Genomic DNA, 17062 nt, shown 5'->3' with positions numbered 1-17062 from the left:
CGCATTTCAACCACAACACAGATACCGCCCGATGAAGTCGAAGGCTGGCTTCAAACGCAAGACGATCGCCGCCTCGGGGAACTCCGAAGCAACCGCAGACAGTTTTTAGGGGGATTAGTGCTTACAGGAGCAATAAGCTCAATCCAGCCTGGAGCGATCGATCTGCGCCGACAGTTTCAAGCAGGGGGCAGAAATTCTCCAATTAGCTTTAAGGAGCGGAGCGCGAAAGCCCTGATTGTGGGAGCGGGAATTGCCGGACTTACCGCCGCCTATCGGCTGAAACAGGCAGGCGTTGCGGTAGATATCGTTGAGGCAAGCGATCGAATTGGTGGACGCTTAAAAAGTCTGTCGCAGCAGCCCGGTTATCCGGGTGTAGTGGAGTTGGGCGGAGAGTTTATCGATTCGCGCCATACCTGCGTCCGATCACTGGCGGCAGAACTGGGTCTGAGAATGGCAGATCTGCACGCTGCTGATACCGGATTGGAGCCGGAAGTGCTGTACTTTCAGGGACAAAAGATTCGCCGATCGCAGGTAATCGAAGAGTTTAAACCTCTAGCGCAGCACATTGCTCAAGATTTGAAGAAGCTAGGCAATTGCGATATCACGTATCACAATCCCAGCCCAAGAGCCATCCAGCTCGATCGCCTGTCCCTGGCAGAGTATTTAGCAGCGGCTCCGACAACTCCTTTAATTAACGAACTGGTAAGGGTCGCTTACATCACCGAGTTTGCCAGGGATGCTGAGTCTCAAACCTGCCTCAATATGCTGTTTTTGATCGGCGCAGATACCGGCGAATGGAATACCTACGGAGTAAGCGACGAACGCTGGCACGTCATTGGCGGCAATGATTTGATTCCCAAACGGCTAGCCGATCGCCTCAATGCCGCGATTGAAACCGGAGTCTTTCTGGAATCGGTGCGAATGACCCCGGCAGGACGCTATTTCGTCAGCTTGCGGCAGGGCAATGCTAGTCAGGAGCGCATTTATGAGCACATTTTGTTTGCGATTCCATTTACGGTGCTGCGCGAGGTAGATCTGGCGATCGATCTTCCTCCATTGAAGCGACAGGCGATCGATCAGTTGGGATATGGGTCTGGGGCAAAGCTATCCCTACCAATGCAAGAGCGGATTTGGCGCACACAATATGCCAGCACGATCAGCGTTTACACCGATCAAGCGTTTCAGAATACCTGGGAAAGTGCCCGCTATTCGCCAGGACCCAATGGATGGCTTACCGATTTACGAGGGGGGCAGCAAGGCTTAAAGCTTGGAGAAGGGAACCCGGAAGATCAGGCTCAAGCCGTGGTGGACTCGCTCGATCGCATTTTCCCTGGGATCTCGCAGGTTCAGCGTGGTAAGGCAGTTCGAGCAGTCTGGTCTCAAGAACCCTATGCGCTTGGCTCCTACTCCTGCTATCTGCCGGGACAGTGGACAAAATTTAGCGGCGTAGAAGGAGAGCGAGTCGGCAATCTTTGGTTCGCCGGAGAACATTGCTCAGTCGGTTCTCAAGGCTACATGAACGGTGCCTGCGAAACCGCACAACGGGCAGCAAAAGGAATTTTACAAAGCTTAGGCGCGATCGTCTAATCCCGCTTGCTTGTCTCAATTTGACTTTGCATCAGACATGGGGGCTTGGCGCGGCTAAGCCTTTTTTTTGAGTTCTACGCTGCAAAAGATGGATGCGAAGCTAGATACTTGAATTCGCACCGGAGTTACGCTACAAGCTAGCGAACTCTACAAAAGCAGGGACTGCAGAAATTTTATGGGTCGCCTGGGATTCGAACCCAGGACCAATCGGTTAAAAGCCGAGTGCTCTACCGCTGAGCTAGCGACCCTTGCCTTGTGTCAAGCAAACCTCAATACTTTAGCATAGGCTCATGAGATGTTCAAGTCCTGCTTTCACAAAGAAGTGATTCCAGGAAGCAAGATTGCACAGCACCCGACCGCTCAGAGCAGTCAATCGATCGCTAAATTCAAACCATGCTCATGTTCTAATTTGGGCTTACGCTTTTGTGCGAAAGCACCTAATTCCGATGATTATTGCTGTGACGCACGATCGCCCCTGCCCATTGCAGCTTTTCCCGGAGCGTCTGGTAGTAGGAATAGTTGTCACGCAGGATAATAAAATGAGCCGGGCGGTCTGCCATACGGATGTCTACGCGCTGACCAGGCCAAATTGCTGTTGCTAGAACTCCATCCATCCATAGCTTTGTATTCAAGTCGCGATCTGCCAGGGGCCAGATGCTAATGACAGAACCTGGCGGCAGCACGATCGGTCGGCTCGACAAACTCAGCGGACAAATCGGCGTGATAATCATCGCTTCCATACCGGGATGAACGATCGGACCTGCAGCCGCCAAGGTATAGCAGGTCGACCCAGTGGGAGTTGCCACTAGTAAGCCGTCTCCCTGATACTGATCGACCACCTCGCCGTCGATTTCTACTTCAAGAAACGAAGTAATCATGCGATCGGCAGAAGCAGGCTTGACGCACATCTCGTTGAGAGCCAAATAGCGGTCGCTCATCGGTTCCAAGTTAGTACGATTGCCTTCAAACACCATTGCCTGAAGCATCATGCGTCGCTGCACCGCGAACCGATCGCCTGCCAGCCTGTCCCAAATCTTCTCAGACTGCTGAAGCTCCTCCGCCGACTCCGTTAAAAAGCCCAGATGACCGCCGATGTTGATTGCCAGAATCGGAATACTACCTGGGGCAAGATGCCTTGCGGCTGCGAGAGCTGTACCGTCACCGCCCAGGACAACCGCTAGATCGATTGGCTGCTGCACCGACGCAAGAAAAACGGGATAGGGATTATCTTTGGGGCCGCTCGGTCCAATTAGAACATAACAGCCGCGTTGCTCAAGCTGATCGGCACACTTTTCGGCGGTGCGTTGGCTCAGAGCATCCCCGGCTTTGTAGGCGACAATAACTTGCTTGAGTTGCAATCGTTTACTATTCTCGATCGGCTACCACTTGAGCAAATTAAATTGCTCCATATCCACTGTACCGCGGTTGCGATAGATAGACAGCACGATCGCCAAACCCACCGCCGCTTCTGCTGCTGCGATCGCAATGATAAACACAGTGAACACCTGTCCCCGAATTACCTGAGGATCGAGGTAGTTTGAGAATGACATCATGTTCAGGTTGACCGCATTCAGCATTAGCTCGATCGACATCAGCACGCGAATTGCGTTGCGGCTCGTCACCAAACCATAAACACCAATGCAGAACAGAGCGGCTGCGAGAAGAAGAAAGTATTGCAGTTGCATAGGAGTTGAAAAAATAAGCGATCGTTCAGACAGAGAGGATAAAAAGGAAGAGAGGAATACTGCGCTTACGCTTACTTATTACTGCCCGGAATGAGCTCGCGGGGGCGCTCTGGCAAAGTAAGCGAAGGCTGTTGACTGCTATCCTGTGCCGCCAGCGTATCGGGCAAGTAATCCCGACGTGCCAGGACGATCGCCCCAATTAGTGCCATTAGCAGCAGAATTGATGCCAGCTCAAACGGCAGCAGGTAGTCGCTAAAAAAGTGCTTGCCGATCACAATGATCGCTTGTTCGCCTGCCGGAACCGCAGTTGAAATTGCCCACGGCGTTGCCAGGATCATCGTGCTCAGTAGTGCAAACAGACCGAGACAAACGGTTGCCGTTGACGCCTGACCAACCCAGGCATTTTTCAATGGGCTAAACGGCTGTCGCTTGTTCACCAGCATAATTCCGAACAAAATCAGCACGTTGACGGCTCCCACGTAAATCAAGACCTGCGCTGCTGCGACAAATCCTGCATTCAGGAGAATGTAGAAGCCCGAAATGCTGATAAACACCAGACCCAGCAGAAAAGCCGAGTATACGATGTTTTGCAGCAGCACGACCCCCAAGGCAGCCCCGATCATCAGGAACGCCAGAATTCCAAAGGAAACAAGTTGAACTCCATCTGCAAGCGTCACGTTATGAACCTCCCATAGTCACAGTAGCTCGATCGAAGATAGTAGCGGGGAAGCAATCACCACTCATTGGCGCGAAACTGCCGCCCACTAACTGTATTGGTTACTTGATTGATTACTTAGCTTCCGCCTCTTCCAGAATTTCCGCAGGCAGTTTTCCGGCTCGATTTGAGCCATCGGGCAGACCGTGGGGATCCATCACGCCCTGGGGCAGATAAACCAGCTCTCGCAGCGGCGTCACCATTGGGTTCTGGGTCACGTTAGCAGGCAGTCGTCCCATTGCCACGTTGTCGAAGTTGAGTTCGTGGCGATCGTAAGTACACAGCTCGTACTCTTCGGTCATTGAGAGGCAGTTCGTTGGGCAGTATTCAACACAGTTGCCACAGAAAATGCAAACTCCGAAGTCAATGCTGTAGTGATTGAGCTTCTTCTTCTTGGTTTCCTTGTTAAACTCCCAATCCACCACGGGCAGGTTGATCGGGCACACGCGAACGCAAACTTCGCAGGAAATACACTTATCAAACTCAAAGTGAATCCGTCCCCGAAAACGCTCTGAGGGAATCAGTTTTTCGTAGGGATACTGAACCGTGATTGGGCGACGCTGCATGTGGTCAAAGGTAACGGATAAGCCCTGACCGATATATTTCGCAGCCTGAATCGCTTCTTTTGTATAGTCGCCAACTTGCTTAAGAAACTTCAGCATAGTTTTGGATAAAGGTTGAATTTCTGAATTTCAGGGATTGCAATGGTAGGGAATTGGGGCGATCGGGATGAAGTTTATCAAAACAGGGTAGAACTTGAACCCGCAAGACTTAACCCCCAATCCAGCTTAGCCACCAAACGCCATTGGGAACGCCAGCTTTAGCCCAGCCGTAAGCAGCAGGTTCACTAGCGAAACAGGCAGCAGAAACTTCCAGCCCAGGTCAAGGAGTTGGTCAATTCGCACACGGGGAACTGTCCAGCGCAGCAAAATTGCCAGGAAGATCAGCAGATACGCCTTGAAAACGGTCATCACAATGCCCAGCGTCCCAGTCAGAACTTGCAGCCAAGGAGTCGTTTCGCTGACGCCGATCCAGTTTGCTAACACCCCAACCGGGATAATGAACTCCCAGCCGCCTAGATACAGCACCGCAAACAGCAGAGCCGATAGCACTAAGTTGACGTAAGACCCCAGGTAAAACAGCCCAAACTTCATGCCTGCATACTCGGTCTGATATCCGGCAACCAGTTCTTCTTCGGCTTCGGGCAGGTCAAAGGGCAATCGCTCACACTCTGCCAGTGCTGCAATCCAGAAGATAATGAAGCCAAGCGGCTGCCGCCAGACGTTCCAGCCGAGAATCCCGTAGCCCGCCTGCTGCTGCACAATGTCGATTGTGCTAAGCGAATTCGACATCAGCACCACTGCCAGCACCGACAGCGCCAGAGGCAGTTCATAGCTAATTGATTGCGCGGCCGCCCGCAGCCCACCCAACAGTGAGTATTTGTTATTGGAGGCGTAGCCTGCCATCAGTAGACCGATCGGCGCAATGCTCGACAGCGATATCCAGAGAAAAATGCCAATTCCCAAATCGGTGATTTGCAGGTTTTGTCCGAAGGGCACGATCAAAAAGGAGAGGAAGACGGGAACCACCACCAGCACAGGTCCAAGCGTGAAGAGAATCGAGTCAGACCTGGAGGGGATGATGTCTTCTTTCACCAGCAGTTTCAGACCGTCTGCGACTGGAATCAACATTCCAAACGGACCCGCAAACTCAGGACCAATTCGCTGTTGGGCGGCGGCGGAAATTTTTCGTTCTAGCCAGGTGGTGACAAGGACGCCAAATGTGGCACCAACTAACAGCAGGATCGACGGCAGGGGAATCCACAGCAGCTTGGCAATACTGGGAGACAAACCGAAATCCGTGGTTAGCTGGATAAAACTTGCTTGCAAATCAATTCCTGAACTCATGGGCTTCGCTAATTGCTACGAATAGGGCAACTACAGCTAATTTAGTCGGCTAGACCGGGCTTCTCTCGATACGACAACCCGTGATGCAGCAGCCTCCACTGTTCCAAAGGGAAACATCGCCAACTTCATGAAGATTTTTCGCAAAACCTACAGCTTCAGTATATCGCTGTGAGGATATGGAAATTGAAGCGCGATCGAGAAGAATACCTATGGCTAGGATAAGCTTGCCTTAATACGTTTTGTGCGTTGTCCCCCGACCCACCTAGACAGAATCAATTATTTACGCCATGATTGTCGCTAAATTTTGCCGGACTTGGTTATGATGTGCTGGCAGGATGCTGCCGCAATTTTTCTAAAAGTGCAAAAAACCAAGTGCAAAAAACCTGAAGGTGCAAAAAATGCTGTCACCTACCTGTATGGGGTAAAGAGTGGGGTAAAGAACTGTGCAGATTCCAAAGTTTCCTGAATGCAATCACGCGATCGTCACTTCCCTGGAGCACCACAGCGATCAAGAACTGCTGGTTTTGTTTCAGCGACACCCCGACGCCGGGAAATATTTTTTGGCAATCTTTTGCCGCTACAGCCCGATCGTCTATTCTCTGATCCATCACTCGGTTCGATCGCCTGCCCAAGCAGATTATCTGTTTGCCATTACCTGGCGACATCTTTATTACGAACTGGGTGGTTTGAACTTGCACTTCCAAAACTCCCCCGAAGCCGAAAACCCGACGCTGCAAAGCTGGCTAATTCAGGTTACGGCAATTTGCATTAATCGTGTTGAGCTGCCGCCTGTAGAGTCGATCCAATATTCCCTGCGGGAAGCCTCGCCCCCGCTTTGGTGCTTTGTGGAGCAGGCATTAGAACAGCTTCAGCCCGCCCAGCGACTCATGCTGCTGCTGTCGCAGACTTTTCACTGGAGCGAAACTCGGATTGCCGCCTACCTGCAAGCAGAAGGACAAATTATTGCTCCGGCTGAAGTGCGGCGACAGATTGAGGAAAGCCATCAAATTCTGGAAGCGGCGTTACCTCAAGATATTGCTGCGGTTTACCTGGATCGGCTGCCTGCTTCAGACCGAGCAGGTGAATTTGACAAGACCGCCGATTTGCCCCTCAGTCCTGCTTCCTGAAACCTGTTTCCTGGAACGTACCGCCTGTTTCACACGAAACCTGTCACAAAAACACAAAAAAGTAAATGTCCCAGGCTACCGCACGATCGCGATACTGGGACACTGAGGAATACGACATACAACGTTTGAATTCTTTCTCTGAATTTTAATCTTCCTCAAGCTGGGCCACGGTGACCGCCCCCAGCGCAAAAGCACCTACAAGCGGCATCGGGCATTGCAACCAATAGCTCGCGATCGATGCAAGTAGTGTAGCTCCAACGGCGATCGAGCACCAGCGTCGCTCATCCGGGCTAAACCCATGCTGCTGTTTTAGAGTGCGAAGCGTTTGACTTGGGATCGGCAGCGGCATCACCCCAAAAGGCGGGAACGCCCAATATTCGTTCCGATCCACCACAAATAGGTCAGTCCAACCGTTTTCCTTGCACCAGTTTTCGATCCAGCTATAGCAGTAGTGCCGCATAAGGACAATGAAAAATTTCTTGCAATAGGGGCAGGGGACACCGACAGTCATAGAGACAGCAGATTTGCTAATTAAAACTTATGGACTGAACGCAGGAAGCGTCACGAGTTCGCAAAAATCGCTTAGCCTCTATTAAAGACATAAGGTATTAAAGACATAAGGCTTATTTATGCAGGCTAACAGAGTCTATCGGAGAGCAGGACAAAACGGCAATTAAAGTTTACTTAGTGGGCAGGAACAGACTAAATTAATCAACGGAAGCCAGCAGGGTTAATTCATCTGCTCTTTTAACCTTTTATGAAGCAATTTCTCTCACGTCAGAGGCGATTTCTCCCGCGAAATCCCGTTCAGCACGATTTCGTGATTTGCCTGGGAATCTGGTTGATTCTCCAAATCGTTTGCTTTGCGATCGTGTCTGCAATTTCAGTTACCCCAGTAGCAATTCAGCCTCAGAAATTATTTGTGCTGAGTATTTTGCTTGGGCTTGGCGGTGCCTGTTTGATGGCAAGTAGTACTCAGATTGCCCTAACCCCGACCACCCCTGGCACTCCCCGAAAGCGAAAGCGAAGGCTGAAGCTTACATCTCAAGTATTAAGCTGGCTAGGACTATTAGGAATTGCCTTTCCGCTGCTGATCCTTGTCTTCCAGATCGCGCTGAAAATTCTTGCTCCGCTCCAAGCGTAGACGGGTTGCCAGAAGAGACTGCATTGAGCGGTCAACCTCTGGTCAACCCAGGGTCAAATCCCAATGATTAGCACCATGCCTTCTCGGGCAAGCTGCACATCAGGAAATTGAGCCTGAATCGATGCCTCGATTTGAGCCAGGACAGAGTCATCATGTCCAGGATCATAGTGAAACAGAACAACTTGTTTGACCTGTACTGCGATCGCAACCTGAATTCCTGCTGTCCAGAGCTTGATCTGCTGCTCGTCGAGCCGATCGGCAAAACGGTTTTCTGGGGTCTGCTGAGGCAAGGTAGTATAGTCTGAGCCTGCTACATCAAAAATCAGCAAATCGGCTTCCTGTGCCAGGTATTGTAAGCTCTGCTCAATATGCTCGCAGTCGGGTTCAATATCGGTTGCGTAGACCACGGTACGCCCTCTCCAGGTCACGCGATAGCCTAAGCCACCCGTCGAGCGGTTGATAAATAGGGACTCGACCTGAATTTCTTTGTCGATCGAGATGACTTGACCGGGCGAGATGTCGTGAAACCGCAGTTCCGATCGCATCATTTGCAGCGGAATCGAAAAATTAGGACGAAGCATCTGATCAGAAAGCCGTTGCTTGATCGATGCCCCATTCTGCGCGACTGCTCCGTATATCTCAAAGCCGTTGCCTTCCAGATAGGCGGGCTGAAAAAAAGGAAACCCCTGAATCCTATCCCAGTGGGTGTGCGTAAAAAAGAGATGCGCCCGAACTGGCATCTCCTGAAGAATTTGTTTGCCTAAAACGCGCAGCCCCGTACCTCCATCAAAAATCAGCCGCTCTTGACCTACTCTTAGCTCTACACAGGCAGTGTTGCCGCCATAGCCGACCATGTCATTTCCTGGTGTAGGCACTTCGCCTCGCACACCCCAAAACCGTACCGTTAACGCTTCGGCACTACTGGGCTGTTTGCTATCGAGCGGCTGTAACGTGCGACGATCAGACGGATCAACGACTGACATTGCAGGTGAGGGTTCAGTAATTTCGTGGGCGAGTCATTCAATTCTAGATTTTTAAGACAAAAATCCAGAGGCAAGAGCGGTAGTAGGGCAGCCTGTAGGCTACCTCCTCCAGAGTATGCCCTCGATCGCCTCTGATACTTCAATTGCTTGCTAAAACACCCTGGAAAAAAATAATCCGCTGAAATCGCGCCGTAAATCGAATGATTAGTACAGTTTGAAAATTGGCTTATCTAGATCAAAAACAGCTCAGCCGCCCAACAGTTAGAAGGACGACCGAGCATCAATCCGGTGCGTGGTGCGCTGCGACGATCTAGACCCAATTCTACGCCAGCACATTCCACGGTTAATCAATGTCTACCTGCTTAAAGGTCTACCCAATTCAAGCCTACTTTGCTGCCTGAATACACTGCTCGACGAGCGGCATCACCTGGTCAACGTCTTTCCAGCCCAGGATTTCTGTCACTTTCTTCTCCAAATTTTTGTAGGTTCTAAAGAATTCAGCAACCTCGTCTAGCCGATGGGGTGCAACATCTTTGAGCGATTTGATTCCAGCATAGCGGGGGTCTTTATCGGGCACGCAGAGGATCTTCTCATCGCGATCGCCACCGTCAATCATTTCCAGCATTCCGATCGGACGCGCCGCAATAATACAGCCCGGAAAAGTTGGCTGATCCATCATCACCATACCGTCGAGCGGGTCGCCATCGTCTGCCAGAGTATTGGGCACAAAGCCATAGTCAAAGGGGTACTGTACCGAGGCATAGAGGACGCGATCGAGCGCGAAGGCATTCAGATCTTTGTCAAATTCGTACTTGTTCTTGCTGCCACCCGGAATTTCGATCAAAATGTTGAGCAGTCCAGGCTTGGGCTGAGGGGGAATGCGCGATAAATCCACAGCGTATCTCCAAATCGACGGGTACAGAGACATTCCACTTTTCCGGCAGTTCGTATTGAGCTCCGGGAAAGCGCAAAAGTCCCTCGATAGCATTGTAGGGGAGAAGGGGATTCCGCAATCATCAGGATCTCCCCTAGGGGATCTCTAGGAGATTTACACGAGCGATTTGCCCAGCCGCTTCACTGCCTGTCCGAGCAGGCGAATGCAAGCTGTCGCTAACGCAAAGCATAAACTCTGGTGAACCCTATTTGCTCTCTACCGTCATGGGTGGCGATTGTAAGCTCTGAGCATTGACGGAGGAGAAATAAGCAATGGTCACAATCGGGGTGAGAAGGGTCAGGAGCGCGATGAGCGTACCAGCAACATCTGCAACTCGCAAAGCCGCTCGTCCCGGAGGTTCACTTGCTTGACTACCAGATTCCATAAAAAAAGTGAGAAAGTTAATGGGCAAACAGATCAATTGGCGGATGACTATAAACTAGCCCAACTCAAAGGTTGAGTGGAGCACTGCTAAATACAATTTTAAACATTGGAGCAAAATTTGCTATACTCCTGTGCGCTGAGACATCATCCTGAGAAACTCCAAAGGCAAACCATCCGAATCCGCAATAAAGGCAACTTCGTACACCCGATCGCCAATTATTTGCTGGGTCGGTTCTAGCAAAACCTGGAGCGGCTGAAGCTGATCGGAATCACACACTGCTTTGTCAAACTGGCCTTTCAAGTGGTCGAGCCAGACCGGGAGGTCATCGGTCAACCCAGTCAGGTCAAACGACAGGTGATAGTAGCCTGTGTAATGCTCGTCGCCAAACGCATCCGCCGCCGGACGAGGTTGGGGAACTTGCAGCAGCTCGATTCGACCGCCTAAACCCTGCATCCAGCAGGCAAGCGTGATTCCTGCTGTGAACCGTTCACAGACCTCAAAGCCAAGCTGCTCGTAGAAGGCGATCGCCCGATAGATATTTGCCGTGCGAATCGAGGCATGGTGCATAGGGCAAGATTCGTAGAATCCTACTCAAACAGACGGAAGTAGGGATAACGGACAGGCGCGCCGGGTTCCTTTTCCAGGTCGAAGTTAATCACGTCCCAACAGGGTTCTTCTGCCGGATCGGGACTGAATTCGACGGGCAACCCATAGAGACGCGGACGGGGCGCATCCGGCTGACCACGCCAAGGGGTGCTGCGCTCCAAGTAAGTGCTAATTAAATCTTTATAGCGACGGGCAATAATAACGCGAGTGGCGCGATAGCCCTGCGTGTAGAGGCGATCGAGTGCCTCATGAATTTCAAAGCGAATGCCGTCAGGGTGGGTATGCTGGCGATACCATTCGTTGTTCCACTGCCGCCAGTGCCGTCCAGACTGGAGATGAACCAGCTCGTTCGTTTTGGGATTGGCTTCAAACGCGCCATGTCGCTGACAGAGATAAGTATCCGTCAGCGTAAGTGCCGGAATCGTTTGCCGACAGTGGGGACACTGAATTTCGGGACCGAAAATTGGATATTGTAAAGCTGTATTCATCATTTGGGGTATGCGACTAGGACGGGCAGTTTGAGCCGATTCTAGTGGCTCTATTATACTCCCTGTATTCTCAGAGGTTTGTTGAGAGGGGGGACGAGTGAGCAATTCTGATGATTTTCAGGGAAGTCCATCAATCTGGGATATCCCTGACCTGTCTCAAGCCGCCTTTATTGCTCCTAATGCTACCGTAATGGGTCGCGTTGAACTTCATCCTGGAGTCAGTATTTGGTATGGGGCAGTCGTGCGAGGAGACGTAGAGCAAATTTCGATCGGGCGATCGACCAACATTCAAGACGGCGCAATCTTACACGGTGATCCGGGTGAACCGACCGTTCTGGAGGAGTTTGTCACGATCGGACATCGAGCTGTGGTTCACAGTGCCTACATTGAGCGCGGCTGTTTGATTGGCATTGGAGCGATCGTGCTGGATCGGGTACGCGTGGGGGCAGGCAGCATTATCGGTGCTGGATCGGTGGTAACCAAAGATGTTCCACCGCGATCGCTGGTTGTGGGCATACCGGGAAAAGTGCTGCGCGAAGTGTCCGAAACCGAAGCAAAAGACTTGATTGAACACGCCCGCAAATATGAGAAACTGGCACTGGTTCACGCAGGTCGAGGAACAGATTTAGGATTTTGTTAAGTTAGGTCTGGAAAATTAAGCCGATTGACCGCAAAATAGATCTCATCATGAGAGATTTTTGATAAATCTTTAGGGAGGACTTTCGATATGGATTGGCGTGTAGTAGTTGTTCTGGCTCCGGTGCTGATTGCAGGTAGCTGGGCTGCCTTTAATATCGGTGCGGCTGCCCTGAAGCAGGTACGTACCTTCCTGGGTCGGGAAGCATAGGCATTTCCTTTCAATAAAATCAGCACAGCAAATAGCCGATCGTCTTTGAGGAAGCAATTCCAAAGGGCGATCGGTTTGTTGTAGCTTATCGGTTATAAAAGAACACCCGCATCGGTTCGCTTTCCCCTTTTTAAGGAAGGCTAGGAAGGATCTCCCAGGAACTCTCAACTCTCATCTGTTCCCTTGCGCACATCCTCCTGAAAGTCGTCTCAAATCGACAACGGGCTATCCGTCACCGTGCAGGCTAACTTCCTCGATCTCAGCTACGGTTGGGAAAGGATGAGTTGAAGCGCGGTCTGATTCTCGCTGGCAGCGTAAGGCAAAGGCGCAGGTTTGACAGGGGTTTTTCGCTTCGATTTGGGGCAGCAGTTCCCCTCGATCGTATGCCGCCAGCCATTGAGCCAAACGATCAAGCCAGTGAAGTAAGTCTTTCTGAGTGCGGCGATGTTGGGCGATCGAGTAAGCGTAATTCAGTGACTGGGGTTGAGGCGTTTCAAAGTCGCCTGCCTGCACGTACCAATAGGTCATCGAAAGCCGATCGGGGGGATAGTGGCTAGTTTCTGCCAGCACAAATAGATAGAGGCGGGTCTGCCAGTGCTGCTCCAGACAACGGGCATTTTGCGGGCGCGGATAGGTTTTCCAGTCGAGGATTTGAGCGCGATCGTCTTCCAGAATTAGCAGATCGTAAATGACGGTCAGCAGGTAATCGGAAAGCTGGAGGGTGCGGCGATGTTCGCTCAGGCGCAGGATTTCTGGACGATGATCAAATAGCTCAGGGGCAGCCTGCCGGAATGCTTCGATCGATCGCTGCATTGCCTGTTCGCTTATTTTAGGGGTTGCTTGAGGCAAAGGCTTTAAGGTCAGCCCCATTTGATCCTGCTGCATTAGCAGGTGAAACTGATTTCCCCAGGTCAGTCGCTCCTGCTCTTCAGGGGTAGGCGGAAAGCCAAGCTGATCGAGATAGAGATGCTGAAATTTGCGCGGGCAGGTTGAGAGCGTCTGAAGCTGTCCTTGCGATAGGCGCAAATAAGTTCTTTCCTGTACTTCTAGCTCGATTTCTGACTCCATTGCTGGCTCCTGTCTGGAAGAGGAGAATTTGGCTTAGACTCAGGCATGCGGCGGGTCGTGACTACAAGGACTTCTATTTCGCCTTGGTCAGTACAAATACATTACCTTCATTTCCGCGCCCAATCCGCAAATCCTCATCCAGATAAGTAATTTCGAGCCAGCCTTTTTGGTCCTGCTGGTTAATCTGAAAGTCGATCGCCGGAAATTTTTGCCCTGCTTCGACTTGCTGAATAAAAGCTTCGGGAGATTGATAGTTAACCAAGCGTTGGAGTCCCAGGATCGATCGCTCAAAGTTGACCTTCACCCGACGCTGCGACTGCGGCTCAAACCGGGCAGCAACGCTGACAAAGCCTTCTAGGTAAGGCAGGCCGTAGATTTCGGCGATGTTGTAGATCTGGGCAGTACTGGCGCGAATGTACTGATAGATCTGCCCCAGCTTGAAAAAAGGAATCAGGTCGATTCGCAGTAGCTCCTGGCTAGTGGTGTAGAGCAGTCGCCAGTTGCCGTCGAGCAGGTCGAGTGCCTGGAGCGGTTCGGGGGTGGGGTTGCGGTCTTCGAGCTGAGCGATCGCTGCCAAAATTGCCTGCTGATCGTTTGCCGTTGCCAGAATGCCGCGGTTTTTTCCGGCGATCGTTTCCAGGAGGGTCGCTTTGCCAAACATACAGATTCCTCCGCACCTTACACTAGGAAATGAAACGCTGAGAACTTTTGAGCTTGCGTCGTTCGGTCGTATTGCCCCAATCAGGGCAAAAATCATGCTTTCGATAGTGGATTCTCTGATTGACCCACGGTGAGATTTAAGCTACCACTATCCTGTAAGTCGGGATAGCGATCGAAGTAAGTTTCAGGCGGATTTCATTCTTAGGGGTGACCTGAAGTGTGAAATCTGGTGGAACCTCATCCGGGTCTCTACTCGTCGCGTTTAAGCGTCCGACTGCGTTAAGCTCTGCTTCTGAGCAAATGGTTCAGTTTATTTAGTAATTTAATTGGTGGTTTCTGGTATGCGTAATCCAGCATTGCACGAAGTTCCGCGCGATCAGCCCGCTCCGGTGATTCCCCTCCAGCGAGATGCCTCGATTCTCGACTGGCTGGAAAGTTCAGGTCGGTTGCTGTCTCGCGATGGGTCTGACTACGATTACCGCGACGATGAAGAAGAAATCAACGCGCTCATGGCAGGTGAGGACAATTCCTTTGACCTAGATGACGACGATGACGATGTGCTTGACCTCGACGACTAACCTTCATATAGTCTTCACAGGAGAAAGATAAAGTTTTCTATCTTTTTCCTGAGGAATTATGTCTTTCAGGTGTGTTTTCGGTAAAAGAATGCAGAGATACGAGGTATCTTGAATTCCGAAGCAGCGTCAGGGAGTGTGGTGTGAATCTGGATTGGACATTGCTTGAGTAAAAACTCCTGACTTTGTTTCCGAAAATTGGCGAGACGCTGCGGTAGTGTGTGGTGTGGAGTGATTCAAACTGTGGACGCGAAATTAATTCCAGATAGACCACTGGGTCTTGGAGGCTATCGAACCTTTTTAACGCTTTGTTCAGGGCTGGGTGCAGCTGCGCTCATTCTAGATAGCGTTGCGGAGCGAGCATTTTTAGCGAAGGACAGCCTGATTCTGCCGCTGGTGGTTTCGATGCTGGTAGCAGGTGCGCTGGGCTACTGGGTTGTTCCTTTGCTGCGTGCCCTAAAAGCAGGGCAAATTATTCGTCAGGAAGGTCCGCAGGCGCATCTGAAGAAAGCGGGTACGCCGACCATGGGCGGTCTGTTTTTTGTTCCGGCTGCGGTGCTGCTGGCTCTCGTCTGGACAGGATTTCAGCCAAATGTGGTGGCAGTCTCAGCTCTGACGCTGGCTTATGCGGCGATCGGCTGGTACGACGACTGGCAAATTCTCAGCAAGAAATCGAATAAAGGCATTTCTCCCCGGATGAAGCTGGCACTGCAAGTCGGTTTTGGCGGGCTATTTTGTTTGTGGGCAGCCTTGACCCAGCCTGCAACGATCACGACTCTGACACTGCCCCTGGGTTTCATGCTGCCACTGGGACTGCTGTTCTTTCCGCTCGCCTGGTTTGTGCTGGTGGCAGAAAGCAACGCGACTAATCTAACGGACGGCTTAGATGGACTCGCAGGCGGAACAGGCTCGATCGCCCTTCTAGGATTGGCAGCCCTGGTTGCGCCTAACTCGCCGGAGCTAGCAACCTTCTGCGTCTGTTTGAGCGGCGGTTGTCTGGGTTTCCTGGTGCATAATCACCATCCGGCACGAGTGTTTATGGGTGATACAGGATCGCTGGCTCTGGGCGGTGCCCTGGCAGCAGTGGCAATCCTGACGCAATCACTGTTTGGGTTGTTCCTGCTCAGCGGGGTCTTTTTTGCAGAGACGCTCTCAGTGATTGCGCAAGTAAGCTATTACAAGGCAACCAAAGACGCAAACGGAATTGGCAAGCGGCTACTGAAAATGTCTCCGCTGCACCATCACTTTGAGCTGTCGGGCTGGACGGAAACCCAGGTTGTGGGTCGGTTTTATCTGGCGGGTGCGGTGCTGGCGATCGTCAGTTTGCTGATGCTCCAGTAATTTGCCAGTTTCATCATCAAGCTATTTCACATATTTCAGAGGTGATCCAGTTTCCTGCGGGGGCTGGATTTTTTAATCGTAGGGGTAGCTCTGGCTAAATTCCCTCTAAATCTCTTTTAATTTTGAGCAAGCGACTTTGAAAGTGGCGTTTCCTGGAAACTTGGGAAAATGGATTAAAAGCTAGTTTTGGGTGCAGGAGATCTGATGGCTACGGGAGAAAATCAATTTGAAGGACAAACGGGCTGGAGCGGCTACCATCCTGACAAAGACCAGCTTCGGGCAGAAATTTGGGCAAGGCTAAAGCAGCAGGGCATCTGTCGGCGTGACCCCACTGGACATATTCCGAATTTTATGGGGGCGAGCGAAGCAGCAGAACAGCTTGCAGGTTTATCTGCTTGGCAGCAGGCAAAGGTAATCAAGTGCAATCCCGATGCACCCCATATCCCGGTCAGGCAGCGGGCACTGGAGGAAGGCAAGCGGCTTTATATGGCAGTTCCACGTCTTACGAACCGTCGCTGTTTTGTGGAGCTAACCGCAGAGGCACTGCAAGCTCGTGGGGTTGATCTGGCGGAGGCTGCGATCGCGCGAAATGCTTTGAAATGCGGAAAGTATGTCAGCTTTGACGAAATGGAGCCGATCGATCTCGTGGTAGTAGGCTGTGTTGCCGTGACGCGATCGGGGGGACGCACGGGAAAAGGAGCAGGGTTTGCCGATCTGGAACTCGCAATGCTGAAACGATTTAACCGGGTTCAGGACAGTACACCGATCGTCACGACGGTTCACTCGCTACAAATTGTTGAGAACGATCGGTTGCCCATGCAGCCCCACGATTGGGCAGTGAATTGGATTGTGACACCCGAAGGAGCGATCGAAACTCATGCTGCTTTCCCGCGCCCAGCCGGGTTAGTGTGGGATAGCATTCGTCCTGAACAGTACAAAAAAATCCCCATCCTGGGGCAGCTCCGTGCAGAAGAATGAGGAGATGAGGAGCAATCGAGTAACAGCGAACA

At 51.5% G+C, this 17062-nt stretch carries 21 protein-coding genes and 1 tRNA gene; 8 read left to right on the top strand and 14 right to left on the bottom strand.

Annotation, left to right across the window (positions count from 1 at the left end; all coding sequences use genetic code 11):
* A partial coding sequence (locus H6F80_RS23795) for a flavin monoamine oxidase family protein (RefSeq protein WP_190793998.1) occupies window positions 1–1587 on the top strand: 1587 nt, incomplete at its 5' end.
* Between the two features lie 176 nt (window positions 1588–1763).
* On the opposite strand, the gene H6F80_RS23790 is transcribed toward H6F80_RS23795, so the two are convergent.
* From H6F80_RS23790 to nuoH, 6 genes are all read right to left on the bottom strand, one after another.
* A tRNA-Lys gene (locus H6F80_RS23790) sits at window positions 1764–1835 on the bottom strand.
* A 189-nt stretch (window positions 1836–2024) separates the two neighbouring features.
* Entirely contained in the window at window positions 2025–2945 is a 921-nt protein-coding gene (locus tag H6F80_RS23785) for an NAD(+) kinase (protein WP_190793997.1), read from the bottom strand.
* A 21-nt stretch (window positions 2946–2966) separates the two neighbouring features.
* Window positions 2967–3272, bottom strand: coding sequence for an NADH-quinone oxidoreductase subunit NuoK (nuoK, locus tag H6F80_RS23780; RefSeq protein ID WP_190793996.1), 306 nt, complete (start codon window positions 3270–3272; stop codon window positions 2967–2969).
* A gap of 71 nt (window positions 3273–3343) precedes the next feature.
* Complete coding sequence (locus H6F80_RS23775; RefSeq protein WP_190793995.1) at window positions 3344–3949, bottom strand: NADH-quinone oxidoreductase subunit J; 606 nt, start codon at window positions 3947–3949, stop codon at window positions 3344–3346.
* Between the two features lie 112 nt (window positions 3950–4061).
* Complete coding sequence (gene ndhI, locus H6F80_RS23770; protein WP_190794003.1) at window positions 4062–4646, bottom strand: NAD(P)H-quinone oxidoreductase subunit I; 585 nt, start codon at window positions 4644–4646, stop codon at window positions 4062–4064.
* A 129-nt stretch (window positions 4647–4775) separates the two neighbouring features.
* The gene (nuoH, locus tag H6F80_RS23765) at window positions 4776–5894 is read right to left on the bottom strand and encodes an NADH-quinone oxidoreductase subunit NuoH (protein ID WP_190793994.1); all 1119 of its coding nucleotides are present in this window, start codon (window positions 5892–5894) and stop codon (window positions 4776–4778) included.
* A gap of 443 nt (window positions 5895–6337) precedes the next feature.
* Here nuoH and H6F80_RS23760 point away from each other — a divergent pair, with 443 nt between their 5' ends.
* Window positions 6338–7021 (top strand): RNA polymerase sigma factor, encoded by a 684-nt coding sequence (locus H6F80_RS23760; protein WP_190793993.1) that lies wholly within the window; start codon window positions 6338–6340, stop codon window positions 7019–7021.
* Window positions 7022–7166: 145 nt separating this feature from the next.
* On the opposite strand, the gene H6F80_RS23755 is transcribed toward H6F80_RS23760, so the two are convergent.
* A complete protein-coding gene (locus H6F80_RS23755; RefSeq protein WP_190793992.1) occupies window positions 7167–7481 on the bottom strand; it encodes a slr1957 family protein in 315 nt (104 codons plus the stop codon).
* Window positions 7482–7778: 297 nt separating this feature from the next.
* Here H6F80_RS23755 and H6F80_RS23750 point away from each other — a divergent pair, with 297 nt between their 5' ends.
* Window positions 7779–8165, top strand: a complete 387-nt coding sequence (locus tag H6F80_RS23750; RefSeq protein ID WP_190793991.1) for a hypothetical protein — start codon at window positions 7779–7781, stop codon at window positions 8163–8165.
* 53 nt (window positions 8166–8218) lie between these two features.
* Here H6F80_RS23750 and H6F80_RS23745 read toward each other — a convergent pair whose 3' ends face one another.
* The 5 genes from H6F80_RS23745 to H6F80_RS23725 all read right to left on the bottom strand — a co-directional run bounded on the left by H6F80_RS23745 (window position 8219) and on the right by H6F80_RS23725 (window position 11564).
* Window positions 8219–9148 carry an MBL fold metallo-hydrolase gene (locus H6F80_RS23745; protein ID WP_190793990.1) on the bottom strand — a complete coding sequence of 310 codons (930 nt, stop codon included), beginning with the start codon at window positions 9146–9148 and terminating at the stop codon, window positions 8219–8221.
* 385 nt (window positions 9149–9533) lie between these two features.
* Window positions 9534–10043, bottom strand: a complete 510-nt coding sequence (locus H6F80_RS23740) for an inorganic diphosphatase (RefSeq protein ID WP_190794002.1) — start codon at window positions 10041–10043, stop codon at window positions 9534–9536.
* Window positions 10044–10287: 244 nt separating this feature from the next.
* On the bottom strand, window positions 10288–10467 hold the full coding sequence (locus tag H6F80_RS23735; RefSeq protein ID WP_190793989.1) for a TLTLP motif-containing protein: 180 nt from the start codon (window positions 10465–10467) through the stop codon (window positions 10288–10290).
* A 120-nt stretch (window positions 10468–10587) separates the two neighbouring features.
* Complete coding sequence (locus tag H6F80_RS23730; protein WP_190793988.1) at window positions 10588–11034, bottom strand: VOC family protein; 447 nt, start codon at window positions 11032–11034, stop codon at window positions 10588–10590.
* Between the two features lie 20 nt (window positions 11035–11054).
* On the bottom strand, window positions 11055–11564 hold the full coding sequence (locus H6F80_RS23725) for a TIGR02652 family protein (protein ID WP_190793987.1): 510 nt from the start codon (window positions 11562–11564) through the stop codon (window positions 11055–11057).
* 94 nt (window positions 11565–11658) lie between these two features.
* On the opposite strand from H6F80_RS23725, the gene H6F80_RS23720 reads away from it, so the two are divergent.
* Window positions 11659–12201 carry a gamma carbonic anhydrase family protein gene (locus H6F80_RS23720; protein WP_347277916.1) on the top strand — a complete coding sequence of 181 codons (543 nt, stop codon included), beginning with the start codon at window positions 11659–11661 and terminating at the stop codon, window positions 12199–12201.
* An 87-nt stretch (window positions 12202–12288) separates the two neighbouring features.
* Window positions 12289–12408 (top strand): photosystem II protein Y, encoded by a 120-nt coding sequence (locus tag H6F80_RS23715; protein ID WP_190793986.1) that lies wholly within the window; start codon window positions 12289–12291, stop codon window positions 12406–12408.
* 225 nt (window positions 12409–12633) lie between these two features.
* Here the strand turns inward: H6F80_RS23715 and H6F80_RS23710 are convergent, their stop codons facing one another.
* Together H6F80_RS23710 and H6F80_RS23705 are read right to left on the bottom strand one after the other, a co-directional pair.
* Complete coding sequence (locus tag H6F80_RS23710) at window positions 12634–13476, bottom strand: PD-(D/E)XK nuclease family protein (RefSeq protein WP_190793985.1); 843 nt, start codon at window positions 13474–13476, stop codon at window positions 12634–12636.
* A 73-nt stretch (window positions 13477–13549) separates the two neighbouring features.
* Entirely contained in the window at window positions 13550–14137 is a 588-nt protein-coding gene (locus H6F80_RS23705) for a PAP/fibrillin family protein (RefSeq protein WP_190793984.1), read from the bottom strand.
* A gap of 340 nt (window positions 14138–14477) precedes the next feature.
* Between H6F80_RS23705 and H6F80_RS23700 the strand changes: the two genes are divergently transcribed.
* The 3 genes from H6F80_RS23700 to H6F80_RS23690 all read left to right on the top strand — a co-directional run bounded on the left by H6F80_RS23700 (window position 14478) and on the right by H6F80_RS23690 (window position 17030).
* Window positions 14478–14714, top strand: a complete 237-nt coding sequence (locus tag H6F80_RS23700; RefSeq protein WP_190793983.1) for a DUF3134 domain-containing protein — start codon at window positions 14478–14480, stop codon at window positions 14712–14714.
* A 240-nt stretch (window positions 14715–14954) separates the two neighbouring features.
* Window positions 14955–16052 carry a phospho-N-acetylmuramoyl-pentapeptide-transferase gene (gene mraY / locus H6F80_RS23695; protein WP_190793982.1) on the top strand — a complete coding sequence of 366 codons (1098 nt, stop codon included), beginning with the start codon at window positions 14955–14957 and terminating at the stop codon, window positions 16050–16052.
* 204 nt (window positions 16053–16256) lie between these two features.
* Window positions 16257–17030 carry a 5-formyltetrahydrofolate cyclo-ligase gene (locus H6F80_RS23690; RefSeq protein ID WP_190793981.1) on the top strand — a complete coding sequence of 258 codons (774 nt, stop codon included), beginning with the start codon at window positions 16257–16259 and terminating at the stop codon, window positions 17028–17030.
* Window positions 17031–17062: the final 32 nt, after the last annotated feature.

Source organism: Leptolyngbya sp. FACHB-711 (assembly GCF_014695615.1).
In the GTDB taxonomy this organism is placed as follows: Bacteria; Cyanobacteriota; Cyanobacteriia; order Elainellales; family Elainellaceae; genus Leptolyngbya_A.
The sequence above is the reverse complement of the archived record's forward strand: the minus strand, read 5'-3'. Positions and strand labels throughout refer to the sequence as shown.